Raw genomic sequence first — 23,791 nt, 5'->3', positions numbered from 1 at the left:
TCGGTGTGGCGAGACGTTCGCACACCACTTTCCGGTACTATCAACGACAATAAGGGGAACTGACATGACCAACGACACCAAGAAACAAGCTATCGCGAGCCTGTCCGCCAGGGCAGGGCGCGGCGAGATCTCGCGCCGGCAGTTCACGCAGCTTGCAGCACTCGTGCTGGCCGGCACGCCGATGCTGCTGCGTTCGGGCGGCGCATTCGCCGCGGCGAAGGAACTGGTGCTGGTGAACTGGGGCGGCGACGCCATCACCGCCTATGACGCCGCCTATGGCCAGGCCTTTACCAAGGAAACCGGCATCGTCGTCAAGATGGACGGCTCGGGCCCGACCGAGGGCGCTATCGCGGCGCAGTTCAAGAGCGGCGCGCCGACCTGGGATCTCGTCGATGTCGATCCGTTCTCGGCCATCACGCTCGGCGGCCAGGGCATGCTCGAGCCGATCGACTACACCGTCGTCGACAAGAAGAAGATGCGGCCGGGTTTCGGCTGGGACTATGCCGCCTCGACCTACTTCTTCTCCTACATCATCGCCTATGATTCCGAGAAATACGGCAAGGACGCGCCGACCGGCATGGCCGATTTCTTCGACGTGAAGAAGTTCCCCGGCAAGCGCTCGCTCTACAAATGGGGTGTTTCGAGCTGGGAGGCTGCCCTTCTCGCCGACGGCCTCGCGCCGGCCTCGCTGTATCCGCTCGACCTCAAGCGCGCGCATGACAAGATCGCCGCTTTCAAGGAAAACGTCGTCGCCTATTGGGGCGGTGGCGCCGAGAGCCAGAGCGTGCTGCTCAACGGCGAGGCCTCGATGGCTATCGTGTGGTCGACACGCGCCTCGCTGATCGAGCAGGACTCCGGCGGCAAGATCAAGTTCATCTGGGACCAGGGCTTGATCTCGCCCGGCGCGCTTGCCGTCCTCAAGGGCAATCCGGGCGGCAAGGACGCGGCCATGAAGTTCATCGCCAGCGCCCAGGATCCGCAAAAGCAGCTGATCATGTTCGACAAGCTCGGCCAGGGTCCGGCTAATCCGGCCACCGACGCTCTGATCCCCGCCGACAAGAAGCGCATCAACCCTGTCGACCCGGAAAACATGAAGAAGCAGATTCCGCTCGACATGGACTGGTACGCCAAGAATTACGGGGCGGCCCTCGACGAATACACCAAGATCATCTCCGCCTGATCAGGGCAGGGATGCGGTCCTCTCTTTCCGACAGGACGGGCGCGGCGCTGTTGATGGCGCCGCTGCTCCTGTTCCTCGTGCTGGCCTATGCTTGGCCTTTCCTTGGCGTCGTCAAATGGAGCTTCACGCTGCCGACGCCGGGGCTTGGGCAATATGACGCGCTGCTGACCGACGATCTGGTGCAATCGGTATTCGTCAGGACGCTGCGCATCGCGGCAATCGTCACGGTCGCCTCGGTGGCCGCCGCCTATGCCATCACCCTTATCTGGGTGCGCGGCACGCCGGCGCAGCGCCTTATCGCCGAGTTCTGCATTCTCGTTCCCTTCTGGATTTCCGTGCTGACCCGCGCCTTCGGCTGGGTGGCGCTGCTCTCCAATCGCGGGCTGATCAACACCTGGCTGCAGGCGATCGGCTTCATCTCCGAACCGCTGACCCTGGTGCGCAATGAATTCGGCGTCATCGTCGGCATGACGCATTTCCTCATCCCCTTCGCCGTCTTTCCGCTGGCATCGGCCATGCGCAGCCTCGACGACCGCGTGCTGCTGGCGGCGCGCGGTCTCGGCTCCAGCCGCATGCGCACCTTCTGGTCGGTCTTCGTGCCGATGACCCGCTCCGGAATCATCGGCTCGGCCCTCATCGTTTTCGTCTTTTCGCTGGGCTTCTTCGTCACGCCGGCGATCCTCGGCGGCGGCCGCAGCGTCATGGTGGCCGAACTCATCTATCTCAGGATTTTCCAGAGCCCGGATTGGGGGCTGGGCGCTGCGATCAGTGTCGTGCTCGTGCTGTTCGTCGGCGCGCTGATGGCGCTGCTGTTCCGCTATATCAGGCCGAAGCAATTGGTGTAGCCGAGATGCCGACCTATCGTCCCGGACCCGTCTCGCTCGTCATCGCCGCCTTCGTGGCGCTGTTTCTGCTGATGCCGCTGCTGGCTGTCATCCCGGTGTCGCTGACGCCAAGCCGCATGCTGGCGATGCCGACGGGTGAACTGTCGCTGCGTCACTACCGCTCGCTGATCGAGGATCCGCGCTGGATCGACTCGATCCTGCTCTCTATCCGGATCGGCGTGGTCAGCAGCGCTTTCTCCACCGTGTTGGCGCTATGCTTCAGTCTCGGCGTCTGGATGTTCCAGCCGCGCTTCACGGCAGCGCTCGTCGGCTTCGTGCTGCTGCCCATGGTGGTGCCGCCAGTGGTCTCGGCGATCACGCTCTACTTCCTGTTGACCTCGATCTCCGGTTTCAGCTCGTTCTTCGGCTATGATACCTGGCTTGGCGTCGCCATGGCGCACTCGGTGATGACGGTGCCTTTCGCCACCGTGCTGATGCTGGTGTCGCTCAGTCAACTGGACAGGCGCATCGACTTAGCCGCTCGGGGCCTCGGTGCCACCGTGTGGGAGCGCGCCACCCGCGTCATCATGCCCAACATCAAGTTCGGCATCATCACCGCGGCGTTGCTGTCCTTCGTGCTCTCCTGGGAAGAGATCGGCGTCACCTTGTTCATCACTTCGGTCAACGCCATAACGCTGCCGAGGCTGATGTGGATGGGCCTGCGCGACAATATCGACCCGGCGATCGCTGCATTGTCCGTGATCCTGATCATCATCACCGTGCTGGTGCTTGCGGTGCGCAGCTTCATCGTCAGGCTACGCACGCGCTGACGGGTGTGCCGGCGAAGTCGTATTTTCGAGATCATCGGCATTCATGATCACGGTGACGAATCGCCATCGCCTTCGCGTGGCGAACCGCTATATCTGGCAAGGCATGCAGACATGGACGGGCTTCGGAAAAGCATTGTCGATGGCGCAACGATTTGAGGAAAAGGACGATGACCGCGCCCGGCGATTTGCAGCAGGCCCTGTTTCTGAGACTGAAAAGCGATGCATCCCTGTCGGCGTTGCTGGGCGGTGCCGGTCTGCTCGAACGGGCGGCCGACAACGCCGCTTTCCCGTATGTGACCTGTGGCCAGACCAGTGCCTTCGACTGGGATACCGGGGTCGAAGACAACGACGATCAGTTGATCACGCTGCATGTCTGGTCGAAAGCTCATGGCGATGCCGAAACGCTTGCCATCATGGACGCCATCAAGGCACGCCTTGCCGACGCGGTGCTGGTGATAGGCCCTCGCGGCCAGACACGGCTGTCGCTTGAGTTCACCGAAGCCCGCTATGACGAGGAACTCCTTGTGCACCACGGGCTGCTGCGGTTTCGGGCGCTGACGCAGGAAAATGCCTGAGGCGCTTTCAATATGACTGAAACGGAGTCTAGACTGGCGTTTCCGTGATTTTGTCGGGTTGGGGCGTCCAAATCGCGATCGGTCGTCGCGCGTTTCAGGGGTGTAGCGGACATGGTTTTTGTATCGATCACCGTTCATTTCACGTTCAGCACCGAAGCGTTACAACGCCGGTCATGAAAACGCTCCGCTCCCATTTCCGAACCGCGACCCTGGCGTTTTGTACCGCCGGGATATTTGCGTCGCAGGCGATGGCGGTGCCGGCCATCGCGCCCGACCAGGCCACCCCGATCGTCCTGGCAGCGTCGGATTGCTACGCGATCGGCCTGCAGGTGGCCTCGCAGAATGGCGGAACGCTGGCCAAGGCCTCGCAGTCGACACGTGGTGGCCAACCGGTCTGCGTCATCGTCGTGCTGGTGCCTGGCAAGGACGGACAGCGACCGCGCCGTTCCGAGATTGTCGTTCCGCAGAACTGACCCCGCCGTTTCCCAGGCCGCGGGAATCGGCCTATATCTGAGCCGAATACTTCAACAGGTATCGATCTCCGCATGCGCGTACTGGTCGTCGAGGATGACAAGGATCTCAACCGGCAGATAGCGGACGCGCTGGTCGACGCCGGCTATGTCGTCGACCGTGCCTTCGACGGCGAGGAAGGTCATTTCCTCGGCGATACCGAACCTTACGACGCCGTCGTACTCGATATCGGCCTGCCGCAGATGGACGGCATCAGCGTCGTCGAGCGCTGGCGCCGCGGCGGCCGCAAGATGCCGGTGCTGATCCTGACCGCGCGCGACCGCTGGAGCGACAAGGTCTCCGGCATCGACGCCGGCGCCGACGACTATGTCACCAAGCCGTTCCATATCGAGGAGGTGCTGGCGAGGGTCAGGGCGTTGATCCGCCGCGCCGCGGGCCACGCTTCGTCCGAACTGACATGCGGACCGCTGCGCCTCGACACAAAGGCCTCGAAGGCCGATGTCGACGGCGTGCCGCTTAAGCTGACCTCGCATGAATTCCGCCTGCTCGCCTATCTGATGCACCATATGGGCGAAGTCGTGTCGCGGACCGAACTGGTCGAACATCTCTATGATCAGGATTTCGACCGCGATTCCAACACCATCGAAGTCTTTGTCGGGCGGCTGCGCAAGAAGATGGGCATCGACATGATCGAAACCGTACGCGGCATGGGCTACCGCATGCGTGAGCCGGAGGCGTAACTCGGAACCGCTCAAACCAACCGCAAGGACGCCGCTTTCGCTGCGTTTGTGGCCGCGTTCGCTGACGTTCCGCGTGATCGCCTTTTCCACCGTGTGGGCGATCCTGACCCTTGTCGTCATCTTCACCCTGATCACCACGCTCTATCGCCAGGCCAGCGAACGCGGTTTTGACAGCCTGCTTTCGGCGCATCTGTTCAACCTGATCGGCTCCGTCGGCGTTTCCGACACCGGCGCTCTCACCGGCGCTCCCGACCTCGGCGACCTCAGGTTTTCGGAGCCGAATTCGGGCTGGTACTGGTCGGTCGAGCCCGCTTCGGAAGGTGTGCATGGCGACCTCCATTCGTCGTCGATGACCACATCGATCCCGTCGCCAAGCGTTGCTGAAGTGCCGTTCAATGCCAGCTTCCAGCGCAGCTATGCGGCCGAAGGCATCGCCGGCGAGCAACTGGTGGTGTTCGAGAGCGAGTTCGTCCTCGATGCGAAGAACCGCGCCGCGCGCTTCCGCGTCATGGGCAACAAGACCGAGCTGGAGCAGGAGATAAGCACCTTTCAGCGCCGCTTGCTGACCTATCTCAGCCTGTTCGGTATCGGCATGATCGCCATCAACGCGATCGCCATCCTGCTCGGCCTGCAGCCGCTGCGCAGGGTCCGCAACGCCCTTGCCATGGTGCGCGAGGGCACCGCGCAGAGGCTTGACGGCCGCTTCCCGGCCGAGATCGAACCATTAGCCAACGAAACCAATGCCTTGATCGAAAACAACAAACGCATCGTCGAGCGTTCGCGGACGCAGGTCGGAAATCTCGCCCACTCGCTGAAGACACCGCTCGCGGTGCTGCTCAACGAAGGCCGCGCGCTTGGCGGTGCCAAGGGACAATTGATCGCCGAGCAGGCCGCTTCCATGCAGATGCAGGTCGACCATTACCTGCAGCGCGCCCGCGTCGCGGCGCAACGCGACAGCGTCGTCTACCGCACGCCGGTAGCGCCGCTGGTGCAGCGCATGGTGCGGGTTCTGCAGAAGCTCCACCCGAGGACCAGCCTGTCACTATCGCTGCCAGCCACCGAGATCGTCTTTGCCGGCGAGCGCGAGGATCTCGAGGAGTTGCTCGGCAATCTTCTCGAAAATGCGATGAAATGGGCGAAGAGTGCCGTCGTGGTGTCGGTCGTGCCCTTGGTCAGCAAGGATGAGAGCCTGTTCGAGATCAGCATCGAGGATGACGGGCCGGGCATTCCCGAGGACAAGGCGCGCGAAGCCCTGAAGCGGGGACGCCGCCTCGATGAGACAAAGCCCGGGACAGGTCTAGGCCTCGCCATTGTCGCCGACCTCGTGAACGAGTATGGCGGCATCCTGGCGCTGGAACGGTCCGGCATGGGCGGATTGAAGGCGGCGGTGCGATTGCGGAGCCTTCAGTGATGCTTTCCATGGCCAATCGACACCGATGGGCGACGCATGGTATGGCGGCGTATCGATTGATCCCGGAGTGGCCGGCAGTGGCCAAATTTCCGACAAATATCAACATTATGGCCACGCCCACTTCTCCGATGACGCGGCCTCCGGCGCATCCATGGCAGGCTCCAACTCAAGAGAACCGGTTGTTGGCATGAAGATTCGCGTCGCGCTTGTTTCCGCACTGCTGGCCGTATCCGGCTGCACCACCTTGAGCGGCAAGGGTCCCACTGTCGCGCCGACACCAGCCTCGACGCCTCCGTCGGCCGGCAAGGTCACCAAGTCGATCATTTCGGCGATGGGCGGCGGCCTCGTCGGCGGGTCGATCGGCAATGGCCTCAGCGACGCGGAGAAGCGCAGCGCGCTGGAGGCAGAATACAAGGCGCTCGAATACACGACGAGCGGTCAGAAGGTGACCTGGAAGGGTGATCAGGCTTCGCATTATGGGGAGGTGGTTCCAGCCCAACCCTATCGGGTCGGTTCGCAGGACTGCCGCCAGTACACGCAGACCGTCTTCACCGGCGGAGCGGGCCTCACGGCCCGCGGAACAGCGTGCCGCAATGCCGACGGCAGCTGGACACCGCTGACCTGATCCTGATCGGCTCCGGTGGGAAGCCGGCCGGTTGATGTCGATCAAGGACTTTCGGCGCGCTTGCCGTCAAAGCGTCGCAGGATGTCTGTGTTGGCAGGGCACGGCTCTGCCGTTATTGGAAGAACCATGCTGTTCTGGGTCATAGCCGCAATACTGACGCTGGGTGCGAGCCTGGCGGTGCTGCTGCCGCTGGCCGGCGGGTCCAGGGGGGCGTCGTCGAGCGGCGATCACGATCTGGAAGTCTATCGCGATCAATTGTCCGAGCTTGACCGCGATGCCGCGCGTGGCTTGATCCAGCCGGCGGAAGCGGCCGAAGCGCGCGCCGAGATCGCGCGCCGCATCCTTCGCCTCGACAGTGCGGATCGAGCCGGCAAGACACCGGCCAGGCAGACGTCCGTCACGGCAAGGCTGATCGCGACCATGACCGTGCTGGCGGTGCCGCTGGTCAGCTGGGGTCTTTACAGCCAGATCGGTTCGCCCGACCTGCCGTCACAGCCGCTCAGCGAACGGCTGGCCAAGAATCCGGCCGACAGTTCGGTCGACGAATTGGTGGCGCGGGCCGAAGCCCACCTTGCCGCCAATCCTTCCGATGGGAGGGGATGGGAGGTTCTGGCCCCGGTCTATCTGCGCATGCAGCGCTTTTCCGATGCTGTGGCCGCCTACCGCAACGCCATCCGCCTCGACGGCGACAGCGCCGTCCGCCAGGCCGGCCTTGGCGAGGCAGTCGCCGGTGCAGCCGGTGGCGTTGTTTCCGCCGATGCCCAGGATGCCTTCGAGGCGGCGCTGAAGCTCGATCCGGCCAACATGAAGGCCCGCTTCTATCTCGCCATGGCTTTGGCGCAGGAAGGGCGCAACAAGGAGGCGATCACGGCCTGGCAGGCGATGCTGGGCACGTTGCCACCGGATTCGCCGTGGCGCGGCGCGGTCGAACAGGCACTGGCCAAATCCGGCACGCCCGAAGTCGCCTCCAGCGCCGCCGCAAAAGGCCCTGATACCGCGGAGATCGACGCCGCGTCCTCCATGTCGCCGCAGGATCGGGAAGCGATGATCAACACGATGGTCGCAAGCCTCGACGAGAAATTGCGTCAAAATCCGCGTGACGCGGAAGGATGGATGCGGCTCGTTCGTTCCTACGTTGTGCTGGGCAAGGCCGATCAGGCGCGCGATGCTCTGGGGCGCGCCATCGCCGTCTTTGGCGCCGGCAGTGACGAGGCCAAGAAATTCACCGCCTTTGCCGCCTCGCTCGGCCTGACGGCGACGGAGTAGAACGTGTCATGACACGCAAGCAGAAACGATTGTCGGTCATCTTGGGAGGATTGGCTTTCCTGGGCGCCGCCACGGGGCTGACCTTCTACGCGCTTGGCCAGAAGGCCTCCTATTTCTACATGCCGGCTGACCTCACCACCGCCAGCATCCAGCCCGGCCAGCGCATCAGGCTGGGGGGGCTGGTCGAAAAAGGCACGATCCAGCGCGGGCAGGGCGCGACCGTCGCCTTTTCAGTCACCGACACGCTTAAATCGGTCAAGGTCACCTATACCGGCATCCTGCCCGACCTCTTCCGTGAACAGCAGGGCGTCATCACCGAGGGCACCTTCGGTCCGGATGGCATATTCGTTGCCGATAGCGTTCTGGCCAAGCATGATGAGCGTTACATGCCCAAGGAAGTGGCCGACGGCCTCAAGGCCAAAGGTGTGTGGCAGGAGAGCAAGAGTGAGTAGCTCTGGCAGGACAGCAAAAGTGAACTGCACGCATGGTTGAAATCGGACATTTCGCCCTGGTCCTGGCGTTTGCGCTTTCCATGGTGCAGACGATCGTGCCGCTCTTTGGCGCGCACCTGAACAACCAGCGCCTGATGGCCGTCGGCGGCCCCGTCGCGGTGACCGGCTTTGCGCTGACGGCGCTGTCCTTCGCAGCACTTGCGAGTGCCTACGCGAACTCCGATTTCTCGGTGGCGAACGTCTGGGAAAACTCGCATTCGCTGCAGCCGCTGATCTACAAGATCACCGGAACCTGGGGCAATCATGAAGGCTCGATGCTGCTCTGGGTGCTGATCCTGACCTTCTTCGGCGCGCTTGTCGCAGCTTTCGGCTCGAATCTGCCAGCCACGCTGCGCGCCAACGTGCTTGCCGTTCAGGGCGCGATCGGTGCCGCCTTCTTCCTCTTCATCCTGGCCACGTCCAATCCTTTCATCCGGCTCAATCCAGCGCCGATCGAGGGTCGCGACCTCAACCCGGTCCTGCAGGATCTCGGCCTCGCCATCCATCCGCCGCTGCTCTATCTCGGCTATGTTGGCTTCTCGATCTGCTTTTCCTTCTCGGTCGCTGCCCTCATCGAGGGCCGCATCGACGCCTCCTGGGCGCGCTGGGTGCGGCCGTGGACGCTGGTCGCCTGGATGTTCCTGACCGGCGGCATCGCCATGGGATCATACTGGGCCTATTACGAACTCGGCTGGGGCGGCTTCTGGTTCTGGGATCCGGTCGAGAACGCCTCTTTCATGCCGTGGCTGGCGGGCACCGCGCTTTTGCATTCGGCCATCGTCATGGAAAAGCGCTCGGCCTTGAAGATCTGGACGCTGCTGCTCGCCATCCTCACCTTCTCGCTGTCGCTGCTCGGCACGTTCCTGGTACGTTCGGGCGTGCTCACTTCAGTGCATGCCTTTGCCACCGATCCGACGCGCGGCGTCTTCATCCTGTGTATCCTGACGCTGTTCATCGGCGGCTCGCTGGCGCTGTTTGCGCTGCGTGCCTCGAGGTTGACGGCCGGCGGCCTGTTCCATCCGATCTCGCGCGAAGGCGCGCTCGTGCTCAACAATCTCTTTCTGACCACGGCGACCGCCACCGTGCTGGTCGGCACGCTCTATCCGCTGGCATTGGAGGCACTCACAGGCGACAAGATCTCGGTCGGTGCGCCGTTCTTCGATCTGACTTTCGGCCCATTGATGCTGCCGCTTCTAGTCCTCGTGCCGCTCGGGCCGCTGCTGGCCTGGAAGCGCGGCGACGTCATCGCCGTGTCGCAGCGCCTGATGGCCGCCTTCGCCCTGGCGCTGGCGGCGATGCTGGTCACCGGTCTGTTCATCGACGGGGCGTCGGTATTCGCCGCACTCGGCATCGGTCTTGCCGTCTGGCTGGTCGCCGGCGCGCTCACCGACCTTGCCGTCAAGTCGGGCGTTGGATCGGTTGCCCCGGCCGTTATGGTCAGGCGCCTCGCCGGCCTGCCGCGCTCGGTGTTCGGCACGGCATTGGCCCATTTCGGCCTCGGCCTGACTTTGCTCGGCATCGTCGCCACGCTCTCCTTCGGTACCGAGAAGATCCTGACGATGCGCGCCGGCGAGACCGTGGAATTGTCAGGCCATACGCTGCGTTTCGTCGGGCTTTATCCGGCGCAGGGGCCAAACTACAGCGAGGATCGCGGCCGTTTCGAACTGATCGGCATCAGTGGCAGCGCTGTCGGCGAAATCAGTTCCGCCAAGCGTTTCTACCCGGTCCGGCAGACGACGACGACCGAGTCCGGCATCAAGACGCTCGGTCTTTCCCAGCTCTACATCTCGCTCGGCGACGAAGGCAAGGACGGTTCGGTCGTGGTGCGCCTGTGGTGGAAACCGCTGGTGACGCTGATCTGGGGCGGCGGCCTGATGATGATGGCGGGTGCGGGCATGTCGCTGATGGATAGACGCCTGCGCGTCGGCGCGCCCTCGCGGCGTCGCAAGCAGGCGGTGGCGCCGGCGGGCCTGCCGTGAAGCCCAGGCTTTCCCTGACCTCGATTGTCCTGCTGCTGGCACTCCTCTTCGCCGGTGCCGCGCACGCGGTGAAGCCCGACGAGATGCTGGCCGATCCGGCGCTCGAGACGAGGGCCCGGGCTCTGTCGGAAGGCCTGCGCTGCATGGTCTGCCAGAACCAGTCGATCGATGAGTCCGATGCAGACCTTGCCCGCGACCTGCGCATCCTGGTGCGCCAGCGCCTCGTCGCCGGCGATAGCGACCAGCAGGTGATGGACTATGTGGTTTCGCGCTACGGCGAGTTCGTGCTGTTGAAGCCTCGCTTCGACCTGCGCAACGCGCTGCTTTGGGGCACGCCTGTTCTTTTGCTCCTGGTGGGCGGCATGTTTATCGCGCTGAACGCCCGCTCGCGTCGGAAGCTGGCGACAAAATCCCTCTCGGCCGACGAACAGGCAGCGCTGGACGCGATCCTGCGCCGCGACTGACAGGCAAGGTCGTCTGGCCGCCAGGCAGCCCGCCAACATTACCAAAGTTTCATGCGTCGGAAATGGCGTTGTAATGTGCGCCGCTCTAATTCTCCTTCTTGAGGATGCCGATCAAGGCGCGTCCCTTTGAAAGAGGATGAAAGACCCATGAATATTGCCCCCAATTCATATTCCCGCACCCGCAAGCGTCTTCTGGCTGCCGTCGCGTCCGTTGCGGTTGCCGGCGCGATCGGCGTTGGCGCGCTGACCAGCGGAACGAGCCCCGTTCTGGCCGACGCGGTGCGCGTCGAGGCCCCGCAGGTTCCGAGCTTCGCCGATGTCGTGGAGCGCGTTTCGCCCGCCGTGGTCAGCGTCAAGGTCAAGGCGAAGGTGCAGTCGACCGCGGACGACGGCTCCGACGGTCAGGACGGTTTCGACAATCTTCCCAACAATCCGCAACTGCGCCGCTTCTTCAAGGAGTTCCGCGGCTTTGGCGACCAGGGTGGTCAGAACGACGAAGGGCACCGCCGCTTCGGGCACCGCAACAATGACCAACCGCGTCCGGTGGCTCAGGGTTCCGGCTTCTTCATCTCCGAGGACGGCTATCTCGTCACCAACAACCACGTCGTCGAAGAGGGCACCGCTTTCACCGTGGTGACCAATGACGGCAAGGAACTCGACGCCAGGCTGATCGGCACCGATCCGCGCACCGATCTCGCAGTGCTCAAGGTCGAAGGCGGCGGCAAGTTCACCTATGTCGACTTCGCAGACGATGCCAAGGTTCGCGTCGGCGACTGGGTCGTGGCCGTCGGCAATCCGTTCGGTCTCGGTGGCACCGTCACCGCCGGCATCGTGTCGGCGCGCGGCCGTGACATCGGCGCCGGCCCCTACGACGATTTCCTCCAGATCGATGCCTCGGTCAACCGCGGCAATTCGGGTGGTCCGACCTTCAATCTCAACGGCCAGGTGGTCGGCATCAACACGGCTATCTTCTCGCCCTCCGGCGGCAGCGTCGGCATCGCCTTCGACATTCCCGCCTCGACCGCCAAGCAGGTCGTCGACGATCTGATGAAGAGCGGCACCGTGCAACGCGGCTGGCTTGGCGTCGAGATCCAGCCGGTCACGTCGGACATCGCCGAATCGCTCGGCCTGAAATCCAACAATGGCGCCTTGGTGTCCAGCGCCCAGGACAATAGCCCCGGCAAGAAGGCCGGCATTGCCGCTGGTGACGTCATCACCCAGGTCGACGGCAAGGACGTTGCGTCGCCGAAGGAACTGGCCCGCCTGATCGGTGCCTATTCGCCGGGCAAGTCTGTCGATGTCACCGTGTGGCGCGACGGCAAGAGCCAGACGGTCAAGGTCGATCTCGGCAAGCTGCCGGCCACCGACAAGCAAGCTTCGAACGACCAGCAGCAGCAGCCCGCCGCTCCGGCAAAGCCCGACACGCTGGCCGATCTCGGCCTGACCGTCACCAAGTCGGAAAACGGCAAGGGTTTGGTGGTGACCGATGTCGATCCAAACAGCGATGCCGCTGACCGCGGCATCCAGCCTGGCGACGTCATCACCGCGGTCAACTCGACCGAAGTGAACGGTACCGAGGACGTCAGCAAGGCGATGACCGAAGCGGTGAAATCCGGACGCAAGGCGGTGCTGATGCAGATCACCCGTGACGACAACAACCGCTTCGTCGCGCTGCCGGTCGCCAAGGGCTGAAAACGACTTTTCCAATGCGGCGGTTTCAACACCCCCGAGCCACCGCATGGGAAAGCATGGAGCCGGGTACGTAGTCAGTCATCGTGCTCTCCTCCAGCGGCAGCGGGCTTCCCATCGCCCGCTGCCGCGGCCATTGTCAGCTTTTCGGAAGCGTGCCGTCGCGCCCGATCCGCTAGCGCGCGACTTTGGAGCAAGACGTCCGGGATTTGGCATATCGGGGGAGTTGGCATGTCCGGCGTATCGACGCCGGAGAACAAGGATTTCATTGCGCCCCCCCGGATCATCTAGATCTCGATGCGCTTACGCAAAGGCTGAATGCACATGCCGGCTACTCAACCTTCCAGCGAAATCGCGTATAACGATCCTATGAAGATTCTCGTCATAGAAGATGATCGGGAGGCTGCGGATTATCTGCAGAAAGCCTTTACCGAAGCCGGTCATACCGCGCATGTCGCCGGTGACGGCGAGACCGGCTTCGCGCTTGCCGACGCCGGCGATTATGACGTGATGGTCATCGACCGGATGATGCCGCGCCGTGACGGCCTTTCGGTCATCGCAGGGCTGCGCTCAAGGGGCAACACCACGCCGGTGCTGATCCTGTCGGCGCTGGGAGAGGTCGATGACAGGGTCACCGGCTTGCGCGCCGGCGGCGACGATTATCTGACCAAGCCCTATGCATTCTCCGAACTTCTGGCCCGCGTCGAGGTGCTGAACCGCCGCGCCAGCGCCAAGGAGGCCGAAACTGTCTACCGGGTGGGCGACCTTGAACTCGACCGGCTGTCGCATTCGGTCCGCCGGGCGGCGCGCGAGATCACGCTGCAGCCGCGCGAATTCCGCCTGCTCGAATATCTGATGCGCCATGCCGGCCAGGTGGTGACGCGCACCATGCTGCTCGAAAATGTCTGGGATTACCATTTCGATCCGCAGACCAATGTCATCGACGTTCATGTGTCGCGGCTACGGGGCAAGATTGAAAAAGGCTTCGACAAGCCCATCCTGCATACGGTTCGCGGCGCAGGCTACATGCTGAAGGGCGGCTAGGCGGCAGCATGGCCCTTTCCGTGCCCGCCATCATGAAGACGACGGCTGCGCGGCTTTCGGCGCTCTATCTTCTGCTGTTCGCGCTCTGCGCCGTGCTGCTCGTCTTCTACATGACCTCACTGTCGGCACGCATGCTGACGACGCAGACGCAGGAGACCATCAACGACGAAGTGCTTGGTCTCGCCCGCGCATATCAGCGCGGTGGTCTGCCGGTACTGGTGCGCGTGGTCGAGGCACGCTCCCGACAGCCTGGCGCCAACCTCTATCTAATTGCCGACGCCAATGGCCAGATACTGACCGGCAATGTGCAGAGCCTGGAACCGGGGGTGATCGACACCGAAGGCTGGACAACCCAGCCCTTCTCCTACAAGCGCTTCGGCGAAGGCGAGCTCGACCGCCTGCGCAGCGGAACGTCCGATCAGACGACGTCTCCTTCAACCGGCGAGAACGCGGCGCCGCAGACCGAAGGCGAGAAAGGTCATAACGCCATCGCGCTGGTGCTGCGGCTGCCCAATCAGATGATCATGCTGGTTGGCCGCGATCTTGGCGAACCGGAGCGCTTTCGCGCCGTCATCCGCCGCGCGCTGACGTTGGCGCTTGGCATGATGGGCCTGGGCGGCATCTTGATCTGGTTCTTTGTCGGCCGCACCGCGCTGAAGCGCATCGACGGTGTTTCGGAGGCCAGCCGCCGCATCATGGGCGGTGATCTCTCCGGCCGGCTGCCGGTGACCGGGGCCGGCGACGAGTTCGACAGGCTTTCGGAAAACCTCAACGCCATGCTGGCCAGGATCGCCACGCTCAACGAGGGCCTGAAGCAGGTATCCGATAATATCGCGCATGATTTGAAGACGCCGCTGACCCGGCTGCGCAACAGGGCCGAAGCAACACTTTCCAGCAAGAACAAGCCTGCCGATTATCGCCAGGCGCTGGAAGGCACCATCACCGAGTCCGACCAACTCATAAAGACCTTCAATGCCATCCTGATGATCTCCAGGCTTGAGGCGGGATATTCCTCGGAGCACACCAACCGCGTCGATCTGGCGGCGGCGGTGCGCGATGTCGTCGAACTCTACGAACCGGTGGCGGAGGAGGCTGGCGTTTCCCTCGAAGCCGAGGTGAACGGCGCCTTTGTCGTCAACGGCAATCGCGAACTGATCGGCCAGGCGCTGTCCAACATCGTCGACAACGCGATCAAATATTCGACCGATTCGACGTCCAAGCCGGCGGTTCGCGTGACGCTCGGTCGCACGCATGGCGAAATCAGGCTTTCCGTTACCGACAACGGGCAGGGCATTCCGGATGACGCCGATCGGGCCCGGGCGACCGAGCGGTTCGTTCGGCTGGAGAAGAGCCGCTCGCAGCCCGGCTCAGGCCTTGGACTGAGCCTCGCCAAGGCGGTCATGACGTTCCACTATGGAAGGCTTGATCTCTTGCCTGGCAATCCGGGACTATCCGTGGTCATGAGTTTCCCCGCACGGGAGGATCACTGATGGCTGCGACCGCGAAACGGACGGTCATGGACTGGCTGCTGAAGCCGGCGGTTGCGCTTGCCCCTCTCGACGAGGGCCGGGCTCGACAGGAACTGGCCGAAATTGCCGCCGTGGCACGCGAAGAAGGGCTGGCGCGGCTGGCCGCGTTCCTGGGCGGCATCGGGGAGGGCCAGGCTTTCCTGGCCGCTGTCTTCGACCTCTCGCCATTCCTGCGCGATACGGCGCGACGCCGGCCGCAGATCCTGGACGGTCTGTTCGACCAGCCGATCGAGGCTCGCCTGAAAGCGATCACCACGGCGATCGACCAGGCGCCGCTGGCCGAGGCGGTTTCCGAATCCAGCCTGATGATGGCGCTGCGCCAATGCAAGGCTGAGGCGCATTTCCTGATCGCGCTCGCCGATCTCTCAGGTGACGCCGAAACGTCGCTGACGGTGCGGCGGCTGAGCGACCTTGCCGAAGCTTGCACCCGTGCGGCGGTGGACTTCCTGCTGCGGGACGCGCATGCCCAGGGCAAGCTCAAGCTGCCGGACCTCGGCAACCCGTCGCGGCAGTCCGGCTGGATCCTGCTCGGCATGGGCAAGCTCGGCGCGCATGAGCTGAATTTCTCCTCCGATATCGATCTCGTCGTTTTCTTCGATCCTGAAGCGGCCGCCATGGTCGATCCGCTCGACGCCACGGAGCTGTTTTCGCGCCTGACGCGACGGCTGGTGCGCATTCTGCAGGACCGCACAGAGCACGGCTATGTTTTCCGCACCGATCTCAGGTTGCGTCCGGATCCAGGTTCGACGCCGCTCGCGATTCCGGTCGAGGCGGCACTGCGCTACTACGAAGCGCGCGGCCAGAACTGGGAGCGTGCGGCGATGATCAAGGCCCGTCCGGTGGCCGGCGATCTGGCCGCGGGCGCTGCCTTTCTCAAGGAGTTGCAGCCCTACATCTGGCGCAAATACATGGACTATGCCGCGATTGCCGACGTCCATTCGATCAAGCGCCAGATCCACGCCCACAAGGGCCACGGCGAGATCGCCGTGAAGGGTCACAACGTCAAGCTCGGCCGCGGTGGCATCCGCGAGATCGAGTTCTTCGTCCAGACCCAGCAGCTCATCGCCGGCGGCCGGTTCCAGGAACTGCGTGGCCGTGAGACCGTGCCGATGCTCGGCCAGCTTGCCGCGCGCAGCTGGATCACCGCCGATGCGCGTGACGCGCTTGCCCGCCAATACTGGTTCCTGCGCCGCGTCGAGCACGCCGTCCAGATGGTGGCGGACGAGCAGACGCACACGCTGCCCGAAGACGAGGAAGGGCTGGAGCGGATCGCCCGCATGCTGGGCTTTGCCGATGCGGCCGGGTTTGCCGGCGCGTTCCGAGCCTCGCTGCAGCAGGTCGAACGCCACTATGCGGCGCTGTTCGAGACCGCGCCGGAGCTTTCGGCGGGCATCGGCAATCTGGTCTTCACCGGCGATGTCGACGATCCCGACACGCTGCGGACCTTGCACGGCCTCGGCTTCCAGCGGCCGAGCGACATCTGCCGTGTCATCCGCGGCTGGCATTTCGGGCGCTATCGCGTCACCCAGTCGGCCGAGGCGCGTGAGCGGCTGACGGAACTGACGCCGGCCTTGCTCAAGGCCTTCGGCCAGACGCGCCGGGCGGACGAGGCATTGGTCCGCTTCGACGAGTTCCTTGCCGGCTTGCCAGCCGGCATCCAGCTGTTCTCTCTGCTGCAGTCCAATCCGGCCTTGCTCAAGCTGATGGCGACGATCATGGGCGCCGCGCCCCGGCTGGCGGCGATCATCACGCGCCGCCCCCACGTCTTCGACGGCCTGCTCGACCCCGCCCTCCTGACCGAGCTCCCCGATCGTGCCTATCTTTCGGCGCGGCTGTCCGCCTTCCTCGAAGGTGACAGGGCCTATGAGGAGGTGCTCGACCGGCTGCGCATCTTTGCCTCGGAGCAAAAGTTCCTGATCGGTGTGCGGCTGCTTGCCGGCTCGATTGACCCGGCCCGGGCCGGCCGCGCCTTTTCCGATCTCGCCGACCTCACCATCAAGGCAGCCCTGCGGGCGGTCATCGCCGAATTCGCGGTGCACCACGGCACGATCGCCGGCGGCGTGGTTGCGCTGCTCGGCATGGGCAAGCTCGGCAGCCGCGAATTGACCGCGGGATCGGATGTCGACCTCATCCTGCTTTATGACCACGATGCAGATGCTGACGAATCGGACGGGGAAAGGCCGCTGGCCCCCTCGCACTACTACACCCGAATGACGCAGAGGCTCATTTCCGCCGTCTCAGCGCCGACGGCCGAAGGGGTGCTCTACGAACTCGACCTGCGGCTGCGGCCGTCGGGCAACAAGGGGCCCGTAGCCACCCATATCGATTCCTTCAAGAAATACCAGCGCCAGGAAGCCTGGACCTGGGAGCACATGGCGCTATCGCGGGCGCGCGCCATTGCCGGCGATGCCGGCCTGTGCGCCGAGCTCGAAGCGGAAGTTGCCGCGGTGCTTGGCCAGCCGCGCGACGCGGCAAAGGTGAAGGCAGAGGCCTGGGATATGCGGGCCATGATCGAGACGGAGAAGCCGCCGCGCGACCTCTGGGACATCAAGCTGATCCCCGGAGGACTGATCGATCTCGAATTCATCGCCCAGGTGGCTGTCATCACCGGGCAGGTCGAGGCCGGGCCGCGTGCGACCGGCACAGCCGAGATACTGGCCCGGTTGGCACCTCGCTTCGCCGACGCCGGGGTCAGGCAAGAACTCGGCGATGCGTACAGCCTCTACCTGGCGCTGACCCAGATGACCCGGCTGTGCCTCACCGGAGCCTTCGAGCGCGACGACGTTCCGCCGGGGCTTTCCGATCTGCTTCTGGCTGTCACCGACCTGCCGGATTTCGGTGTGCTGGAAGCACACCTCAAAGAGACGTCGCAAAAGGTCAGGAAGGACTTTGACCTTTTGCTTCGTGCCGGACGACCGTGACGACCGGTTTTCCGGGCCGCATCGGGGGTGACGATGCAACAGGAGAAGACCATGAAAAAGTCAACCAAGCTTGCCCTTGCCTTCGTAGCCCTGGCCGGAGCCGTCGGCACCACGGCCTACGCGGAAAACAATGCCAGCGCAAAAATGCGCGAGGGCATGATGGCGCGTCTCGACAAGGCAATGAGTGATTCAGGTGGCGCCATCACCTTCGACCAGTTTTCCAACGTGATGGACGCGCGACTGAAGAAGCTCGTTGCCGATAATGGCGGCAAGCTGACCGTCGCTCAGCTCGCGGACGCGCTGGAGAAGGCGCGTTTCGAGCGGATGGCCAAGCGCATCATCGCCCGCTATGACACCAAAGGCGATGGTGCTCTGACCGCCGATGATATCGCCGGTCGCCAGAAGAAGGTGTTCGCCCTGCTCGACAAGAACAATGATGGCAAGATCGATAAGAGCGAACTGCCGAAGGGCGGCCGCTTCGGCCGTCACCACCAATGGGATGACCAAGGCAACGACGGCATGCAGTGAAACTGTCTGGCGCAGGCTCCGGTAGTATCATCCGGAGCCTGTCGTTCAGGCCGCTGCCTTGACCGTTGACGGTGCCTTCTTCACCGGGATGCGCACCGAAACGATAGTGCCGACACCTTCGGTCGAACGGATTTTCAGCGCGCCGCCCTGGAGTTCGGCCAGCGAGCGCGAGATGGCGAGGCCGAGCCCCGATCCGGCGTGGTTCTTGGAGAACTGGTTCTGCACCTGTTCGAAGGGTCGTCCAAGCTTGCCGAGCGCCTCCTTCGGGATGCCGCAGCCATTATCCTCGATGGTCAGCACCAGCGCGCCTGATGTGTTGCGGGCCCTGACCGATATGTGACCGCCCTGGCCGGTGAATTTCACCGCATTGGACAAGAGGTTGATGACGATCTGCTTGATGGCGCGGCGATCGGCGAACAAAGTCAACGCGTCGGCGATGCGTGTTTCCACGGTGATCGCCTTTTGTGCCGCCTGCAGGGAGACGACACGCACCGTCTCGCTGATCAACGGCCCGAGATCGATCTGTTCCTGGTCCAGCGAGAACTGGCCGGCCTCGATCTTCGACATATCGAGGATGTCGTTGATGACGCCGAGCAGATATTTGCCGCTGCTGTTGATGTCGGTGGCGTACTCCTCATAGCGCTCCGAGCCCAGCGGGCCGAACAGGCCCTGTTCCATCAGTTCGGAGAAGCCGATGATGGCGTTGAGAGGCGTGCGCAATTCGTGTGACATGTTGGCCAGGAATTCGGATTTGGCCCGGTTCGCCGCTTCGGCGCGCTCGGTTTCCTTCATGTATTTTCGGTTGAGGTCGACCAGTTCGCGCGACCGTTCCTCTTCGGCCCGACGGGCGAGGCTCAGATCATGGATCGTCGCCATCAGCCGGCGCTCGCTGTCGACCAGCTTCTCCTGATGCAGCTTGATCTGGGTGATGTCGGACCCGACCGAGACGGTGCCGCCGTCCCTGGTCCTGAGTTCATTTACCTGCAGCCAGCGGCCATCGGACAGCTGCCGCTCGAAGGTGGCGCCGCCTTGCGGACCATTGGTGTTGGCAAGCCGGCGCTCGGAAGCAAAGGCCAGCATCCGCTCTTCCAGCGACACACGCGTCACACCAGGCATCACGTCGCGATCCGAGAGGCCATTGTCCAGCTGGTATTTGGAGTTGCACATGATCAGGCGCTGGGCCGAATCCCACAGCACGAAGGATTCATTGATGTTCTCGATGGCGGTCCTGAGGCGAAGGTCGGCCGCTTCCGAGCGCAGCGCCAGATGGCGCTGCTCGGTGACGTCGACGGCGATGCCGATCAGCTGGATCTCCGGAGCTTCGGGGTCCATGACTTGCGCCCGGGCGCGCATCCACACCCATTGGCCATCGGCGTGGCGCATCCGGAACACCTGGTCGATGTGATCGATTTCACGGGCGACAATCTTGTTGGCGAGCTCGAACAGGTCACCATCCTCGGGGTGGATGATCTCGTCGACCTCGCCGAAGGACAGCATCGTCTCGCAGGGCTCGTAGCCTAGCATATCGTACATCGAGCGCGACCAGTACATCTTGCCGCGCACCATGTCCCAGTCCCACAGGCCGCAGCGGCCGCGAACCAGCGCCATGTCGATGCGCTGATGCGCTTCGAGATAAATACGGTCGGCTGCCTGCGCGCGCGCAGCCTGTCCGAAATAGGCATAGAGGATGACGATCAGCACGCCTGCCGTCAGCACGAACAGGGTGACGTTCAGCGAGACGGTCTTGCGCCATGTGTCGAAAACCGCTTCCTGCGGCACGAGAGCCGCAGCAGCGCCCTTCCTGTCCTTGGCGAGGCTGACCGCGGCATACCAGTCCTGCCCGCCGATGTTGACCTCCATGACGCCGGCACGGTCGCCGAACATGAACAGAGGCTGCCCGCCCTGGACGAGGCCGTCGAGCGAATGGCCTTGCCAGGGTATCGAGCGCGGCGTCACCGCGGTGATCTTGAAGGCGCTGTCGGTGATGACGAGCACATGGCTGCGGCCCATGGCGCCCTGACGGCTGGTGGTCTCCAGCAGGTCCTGGATGGCGCCGGGTACGGTATCCGAGGTGGCGGCGAGGGAACTGGCGAGCTGTGCCGCCGCCAGCGTGAGGACCGCCTTGGCGTCACGCTCGACATCGTCTCGCTCGTTCATCAGCGACAGGACACGTAGCGCCGCGATGACGACCAGGAAGATGATGATGAGGGCCGGTATCGAGCGGCGCAGCAACGGCTCGGCGGCCAGAAGCCGCTTGTAGGTCGGTTCGGCGATGAGCCGCGTATTCCCGGCAAGGCCGTCGCTTCGCGTTTCGCGCCGCGCAAAAGCCATCCCTCCGGGCGCGCCCCACGCGTCCGCCTTCGCCATAAATGGCACTCCCCGATTTCAGTATGCCCGCATTTCTATGTGCTGGTGATCCGGCAAACACCGCACTTCCGAATCGCCATTAAAGAATCAAAGGTGATTCGCCTTGTCCAGTGGCCCGGCGAAAAAAGATTAAAATTTGATTGAAATATTGGCTTCTGGACGTACGGCGCCTCCGCCTTCTCCCATGGGAGAAGGCTGGGAAGTGGCTACGCCAGCGTGCGCTCGACGATATCCCTCAGATCGGCTGACAGGTTTTCGGCTCCCGCGATCGCAAGCAGTGCCTCTCTCGCCTTGACCTGCCGGCCCGGCTCGAGTGAACGCCACGATCTCAGTGCCGTCGCCAGCCTTGCCGCCACTTGCGGGTTGCGCTTTTCGACCTCGAGCACTGTTTGTACGAAGAACCGGTAGCCTTCGCCGTCAGGGCGGTGGAAGCCGGTCTGATTGGCGCCGGAGAATGTACCGATCAACGAGCGGACCCGATTCGGATTGCTCATCGAGAAGGCCGGATGAGCGGTCAGGACGCGAACCGTGTCCACCGCCTGGGGCCCCGGCACGCTGGCCTGGATCTGGAACCATTTGTCCATGACCAGCGGGTCAGCGGCATACTTCTTTTCGAAGGCCGCCAGCGCTGTATTAGCCTCCGGCGAAGCGTGGTGACGATGCGCGAGCACCGTCAAGGCGGCCGCACGATCGGTCATGTTGCTAGCGGACTGAAAATGCACGACGGCAAGGGCCGCGCCACCTGGCAACAGTGAGAGATAGTCCAAAAGGATGTTGCGCAGGGCGCGCCGGCCAGCACTTGTCGCGTCAGGACTGAACGCGGCCTTGTCCGCAAGGCGGTCATACAGCGGGGCGAAGAGTTCCCGATTGGCTGTGGCGATGGCGAGCGCAAGGGCCTGTCGAGCCGCGTGGATGGCGTCTGGATCAATGTTCTTGCCGATGTCGCGGGCAATGTCGGCATCGGCGGGCAGCGCCAGAGCCAAGGCCCGGTAGGCGGGCTCCAGCGTCTCGTCGCCGGCGATGCTGCCGGCAAGTTCGGTCAGCCGTGGTGCGAACTCGGGCTGCTTGCCGCCGAGGGTTTCACGGAAGGCAACGATCAGCGCGTCGGTGAGCAGCGTGTTGAACGCCTGCCAGCGCGAGAAGGCATCACTGTCATGACGGGCAAGGAAGAACTGGTCATCGGCCTTCTGCTCGACCGCGAGCGTCACCGGCGCCGAAAATCCGCGGTTGAGCGACACCGCCGGGCGTTCGGCAACGCCTGAGAAGCGCACCAGATGTCGGCGCTTGCGGACATGGATGACGCCGTCCTCAACGCTGGCGCCCTCGACGCCGCTATACGTGACAGGCTCGCCGCCGGCGCCAATCAGGCCGAAGGCGAGAGGGATATGCATCAGCCGCTTGCGGCTTTCCGAAGGTGTTGGCGGCACCGACTGCTCGATCTCGAGCGTGAATTCCTGCGCCGCCGGATTGTGCGTCGAACTGACCGTAAGGTTTGGCGTGCCCGCCTGATGGTACCAGAGCGCGAACTGCGACAGGTCGCGGCCCGACGCCCCTTCGAACACCTTGATGAAATCCTCGATTGTCGCGGCTTCGCCGTCATGCCGTTCGAAATAGAGGTCCATGCCGGCGCGAAAGGCCTCGGCACCGAGAATGGTGCGGATCATGCGCACCACTTCGGAGCCCTTTTCGTAGACGGTCGCCGTGTAGAAATTGTTGATCTCGCGGTAGCGGCGCGGCCGCACCGGATGCGCCAGCGGGCCCTGATCCTCGGGAAACTGGTGCGCACGCAGCGTGCGCACTTCGGCGATGCGCTTGACCGCGCGCGAGCGCTGGTCGGCGGAGAACTCATGGTCGCGGAAGACCGTCAGCCCTTCCTTCAGGCAAAGCTGGAACCAGTCGCGGCAAGTGATTCTGTTGCCTGTCCAATTGTGAAAATACTCATGCGCGATGATCGCCTCGATATTGGCGAAATCGGCATCCGTCGCGGTCTCCTGGTCGGCCAGCACATATTTGTCGTTAAAGATGTTGAGGCCCTTGTTCTCCATTGCGCCCATATTGAAATCGGATACGGCGACGATGTTGAAGACGTCGAGGTCGTATTCCCGTCCAAACGCCTCTTCGTCCCATTGCATCGACCGCTTCAGCGCGTCCATCGCATAGCCGGCAAGCTTCTCCTTGCCGGGCTCGACATAGATGCCGAGTTCGACCTTGCGGCCCGACATCGTGACGAAACTGTCGGCGACCTTGCCGAGATTACCGGCCACCAGTGCGAACAGGTAGGACGGCTTGGGGAAGGGATCGTGCCAGATGGCATAGTGCCGGCCGTCGCCGAGGTCGCCCTTGTCGACCGGGTTGCCGTTGGACAGAAGTAGCGGCGCCTCGTCGCGCAGCGCTTCGATCCGCACGGTGTAGACGGACAGGATATCGGGGCGATCGAGGAAATAGGTGATGCGGCGAAAGCCCTCGGCCTCGCATTGCGTGCAATAGACGTTGTTCGAGCGGTAGAGACCCATCAGGGCTTCATTGCCGGCCGGCGCCACTTCTGTTGCGATCAGCAACCGGAAGCGGCCCGCTGCCGGTGGCTTGAGAATGGTCAACTGGTCGGGGCCGACCAACAGATCCGCCGGCTTCGCTTTCTTGCCGTCGATCTCGATGCGTTTGAGCGTCAGCCCGTCGCCGTCGAGCACCAGCGGCGCCGACGCGGCAACGCCCGCCCGACGCTCGATCGTCAATATTGCGGTGACGATCGTGGCCTGGGGCGAAAGACGGAATTCAAGGTTCGTTTCCGGAATGAGGTAGTCGCTGGGGCGATAGTCTTCCAGTTTGAAGACCTGGCCTGTGTCAGTGCGCATTCCCT

19 protein-coding genes are annotated in these 23,791 nt (G+C 63.6%); 17 read left to right on the top strand and 2 right to left on the bottom strand.

Translation table 11 applies throughout. The annotated features are described in order from the left end of the window. Positions 1–64 precede the first annotated feature (64 nt). The 17 genes from FJ934_RS18875 (at position 65) to FJ934_RS18795 (ending at position 18,567) form a co-directional block, all read left to right on the top strand. Positions 65–1,180, top strand: coding sequence for an ABC transporter substrate-binding protein (locus tag FJ934_RS18875; protein WP_140611213.1), 1,116 nt, complete (start codon positions 65–67; stop codon positions 1,178–1,180). Positions 1,181–1,191: 11 nt separating this feature from the next. Then, positions 1,192–2,025 carry an ABC transporter permease gene (locus FJ934_RS18870; RefSeq protein ID WP_140611211.1) on the top strand — a complete coding sequence of 278 codons (834 nt, stop codon included), beginning with the start codon at positions 1,192–1,194 and terminating at the stop codon, positions 2,023–2,025. A gap of 5 nt (positions 2,026–2,030) precedes the next feature. Further along, positions 2,031–2,834, top strand: a complete 804-nt coding sequence (locus FJ934_RS18865) for an ABC transporter permease (protein ID WP_140611209.1) — start codon at positions 2,031–2,033, stop codon at positions 2,832–2,834. A gap of 167 nt (positions 2,835–3,001) precedes the next feature. Next, positions 3,002–3,409: a DUF3168 domain-containing protein gene (locus FJ934_RS18860; protein ID WP_140611207.1), complete on the top strand. Its 408-nt coding sequence runs from the start codon at positions 3,002–3,004 to the stop codon at positions 3,407–3,409. A 173-nt stretch (positions 3,410–3,582) separates the two neighbouring features. Continuing rightward, positions 3,583–3,882 carry a hypothetical protein gene (locus FJ934_RS18855; protein ID WP_140611204.1) on the top strand — a complete coding sequence of 100 codons (300 nt, stop codon included), beginning with the start codon at positions 3,583–3,585 and terminating at the stop codon, positions 3,880–3,882. A 72-nt stretch (positions 3,883–3,954) separates the two neighbouring features. Beyond that, positions 3,955–4,620 (top strand): response regulator transcription factor, encoded by a 666-nt coding sequence (locus tag FJ934_RS18850; RefSeq protein WP_056563567.1) that lies wholly within the window; start codon positions 3,955–3,957, stop codon positions 4,618–4,620. Continuing rightward, complete coding sequence (locus tag FJ934_RS18845; protein WP_140611202.1) at positions 4,604–6,031, top strand: ATP-binding protein; 1,428 nt, start codon at positions 4,604–4,606, stop codon at positions 6,029–6,031. Before FJ934_RS18850 ends, FJ934_RS18845 begins: the two co-directional genes overlap by 17 nt. 187 nt (positions 6,032–6,218) lie before the next feature. Next, the gene (locus tag FJ934_RS18840; protein ID WP_140611200.1) at positions 6,219–6,656 is read left to right on the top strand and encodes a hypothetical protein; all 438 of its coding nucleotides are present in this window, start codon (positions 6,219–6,221) and stop codon (positions 6,654–6,656) included. A 126-nt stretch (positions 6,657–6,782) separates the two neighbouring features. Continuing rightward, a complete protein-coding gene (gene ccmI, locus FJ934_RS18835; RefSeq protein ID WP_140611198.1) occupies positions 6,783–7,922 on the top strand; it encodes a c-type cytochrome biogenesis protein CcmI in 1,140 nt (379 codons plus the stop codon). Between the two features lie 8 nt (positions 7,923–7,930). Continuing rightward, positions 7,931–8,374 carry a cytochrome c maturation protein CcmE gene (gene ccmE, locus FJ934_RS18830; protein WP_140611196.1) on the top strand — a complete coding sequence of 148 codons (444 nt, stop codon included), beginning with the start codon at positions 7,931–7,933 and terminating at the stop codon, positions 8,372–8,374. A 32-nt stretch (positions 8,375–8,406) separates the two neighbouring features. Next, positions 8,407–10,392: a heme lyase CcmF/NrfE family subunit gene (locus FJ934_RS18825; protein ID WP_140611194.1), complete on the top strand. Its 1,986-nt coding sequence runs from the start codon at positions 8,407–8,409 to the stop codon at positions 10,390–10,392. Next, positions 10,389–10,856, top strand: coding sequence for a cytochrome c-type biogenesis protein (locus FJ934_RS18820; RefSeq protein WP_140611192.1), 468 nt, complete (start codon positions 10,389–10,391; stop codon positions 10,854–10,856). Before FJ934_RS18825 ends, FJ934_RS18820 begins: the two co-directional genes overlap by 4 nt. 147 nt (positions 10,857–11,003) lie before the next feature. Beyond that, entirely contained in the window at positions 11,004–12,548 is a 1,545-nt protein-coding gene (locus FJ934_RS18815; protein WP_140611190.1) for a Do family serine endopeptidase, read from the top strand. Between the two features lie 366 nt (positions 12,549–12,914). Next, positions 12,915–13,589 carry a response regulator transcription factor gene (locus FJ934_RS18810; protein WP_027046649.1) on the top strand — a complete coding sequence of 225 codons (675 nt, stop codon included), beginning with the start codon at positions 12,915–12,917 and terminating at the stop codon, positions 13,587–13,589. A gap of 8 nt (positions 13,590–13,597) precedes the next feature. After that, positions 13,598–15,079, top strand: a complete 1,482-nt coding sequence (locus FJ934_RS18805) for an ATP-binding protein (protein WP_140611186.1) — start codon at positions 13,598–13,600, stop codon at positions 15,077–15,079. After that, entirely contained in the window at positions 15,079–18,039 is a 2,961-nt protein-coding gene (locus FJ934_RS18800) for a bifunctional [glutamine synthetase] adenylyltransferase/[glutamine synthetase]-adenylyl-L-tyrosine phosphorylase (protein WP_140611184.1), read from the top strand. The genes FJ934_RS18805 and FJ934_RS18800 overlap by 1 nt, the downstream gene beginning before the upstream one ends. 51 nt (positions 18,040–18,090) lie before the next feature. Continuing rightward, complete coding sequence (locus FJ934_RS18795) at positions 18,091–18,567, top strand: hypothetical protein (RefSeq protein WP_140611182.1); 477 nt, start codon at positions 18,091–18,093, stop codon at positions 18,565–18,567. 45 nt (positions 18,568–18,612) lie between these two features. Here FJ934_RS18795 and FJ934_RS18790 read toward each other — a convergent pair whose 3' ends face one another. Continuing rightward, the gene (locus FJ934_RS18790) at positions 18,613–20,934 is read right to left on the bottom strand and encodes a PAS domain-containing sensor histidine kinase (RefSeq protein ID WP_140611180.1); all 2,322 of its coding nucleotides are present in this window, start codon (positions 20,932–20,934) and stop codon (positions 18,613–18,615) included. Positions 20,935–21,140: 206 nt separating this feature from the next. After that, complete coding sequence (pepN, locus tag FJ934_RS18785) at positions 21,141–23,786, bottom strand: aminopeptidase N (RefSeq protein WP_140611178.1); 2,646 nt, start codon at positions 23,784–23,786, stop codon at positions 21,141–21,143. Positions 23,787–23,791 lie beyond the last annotated feature (5 nt).

Source organism: Mesorhizobium sp. B2-4-12 (assembly GCF_006441575.1).
Taxonomy (GTDB): Bacteria; Pseudomonadota; Alphaproteobacteria; order Rhizobiales; family Rhizobiaceae; genus Mesorhizobium.
This window is presented reverse-complemented; position numbering and strand designations above follow the sequence as displayed.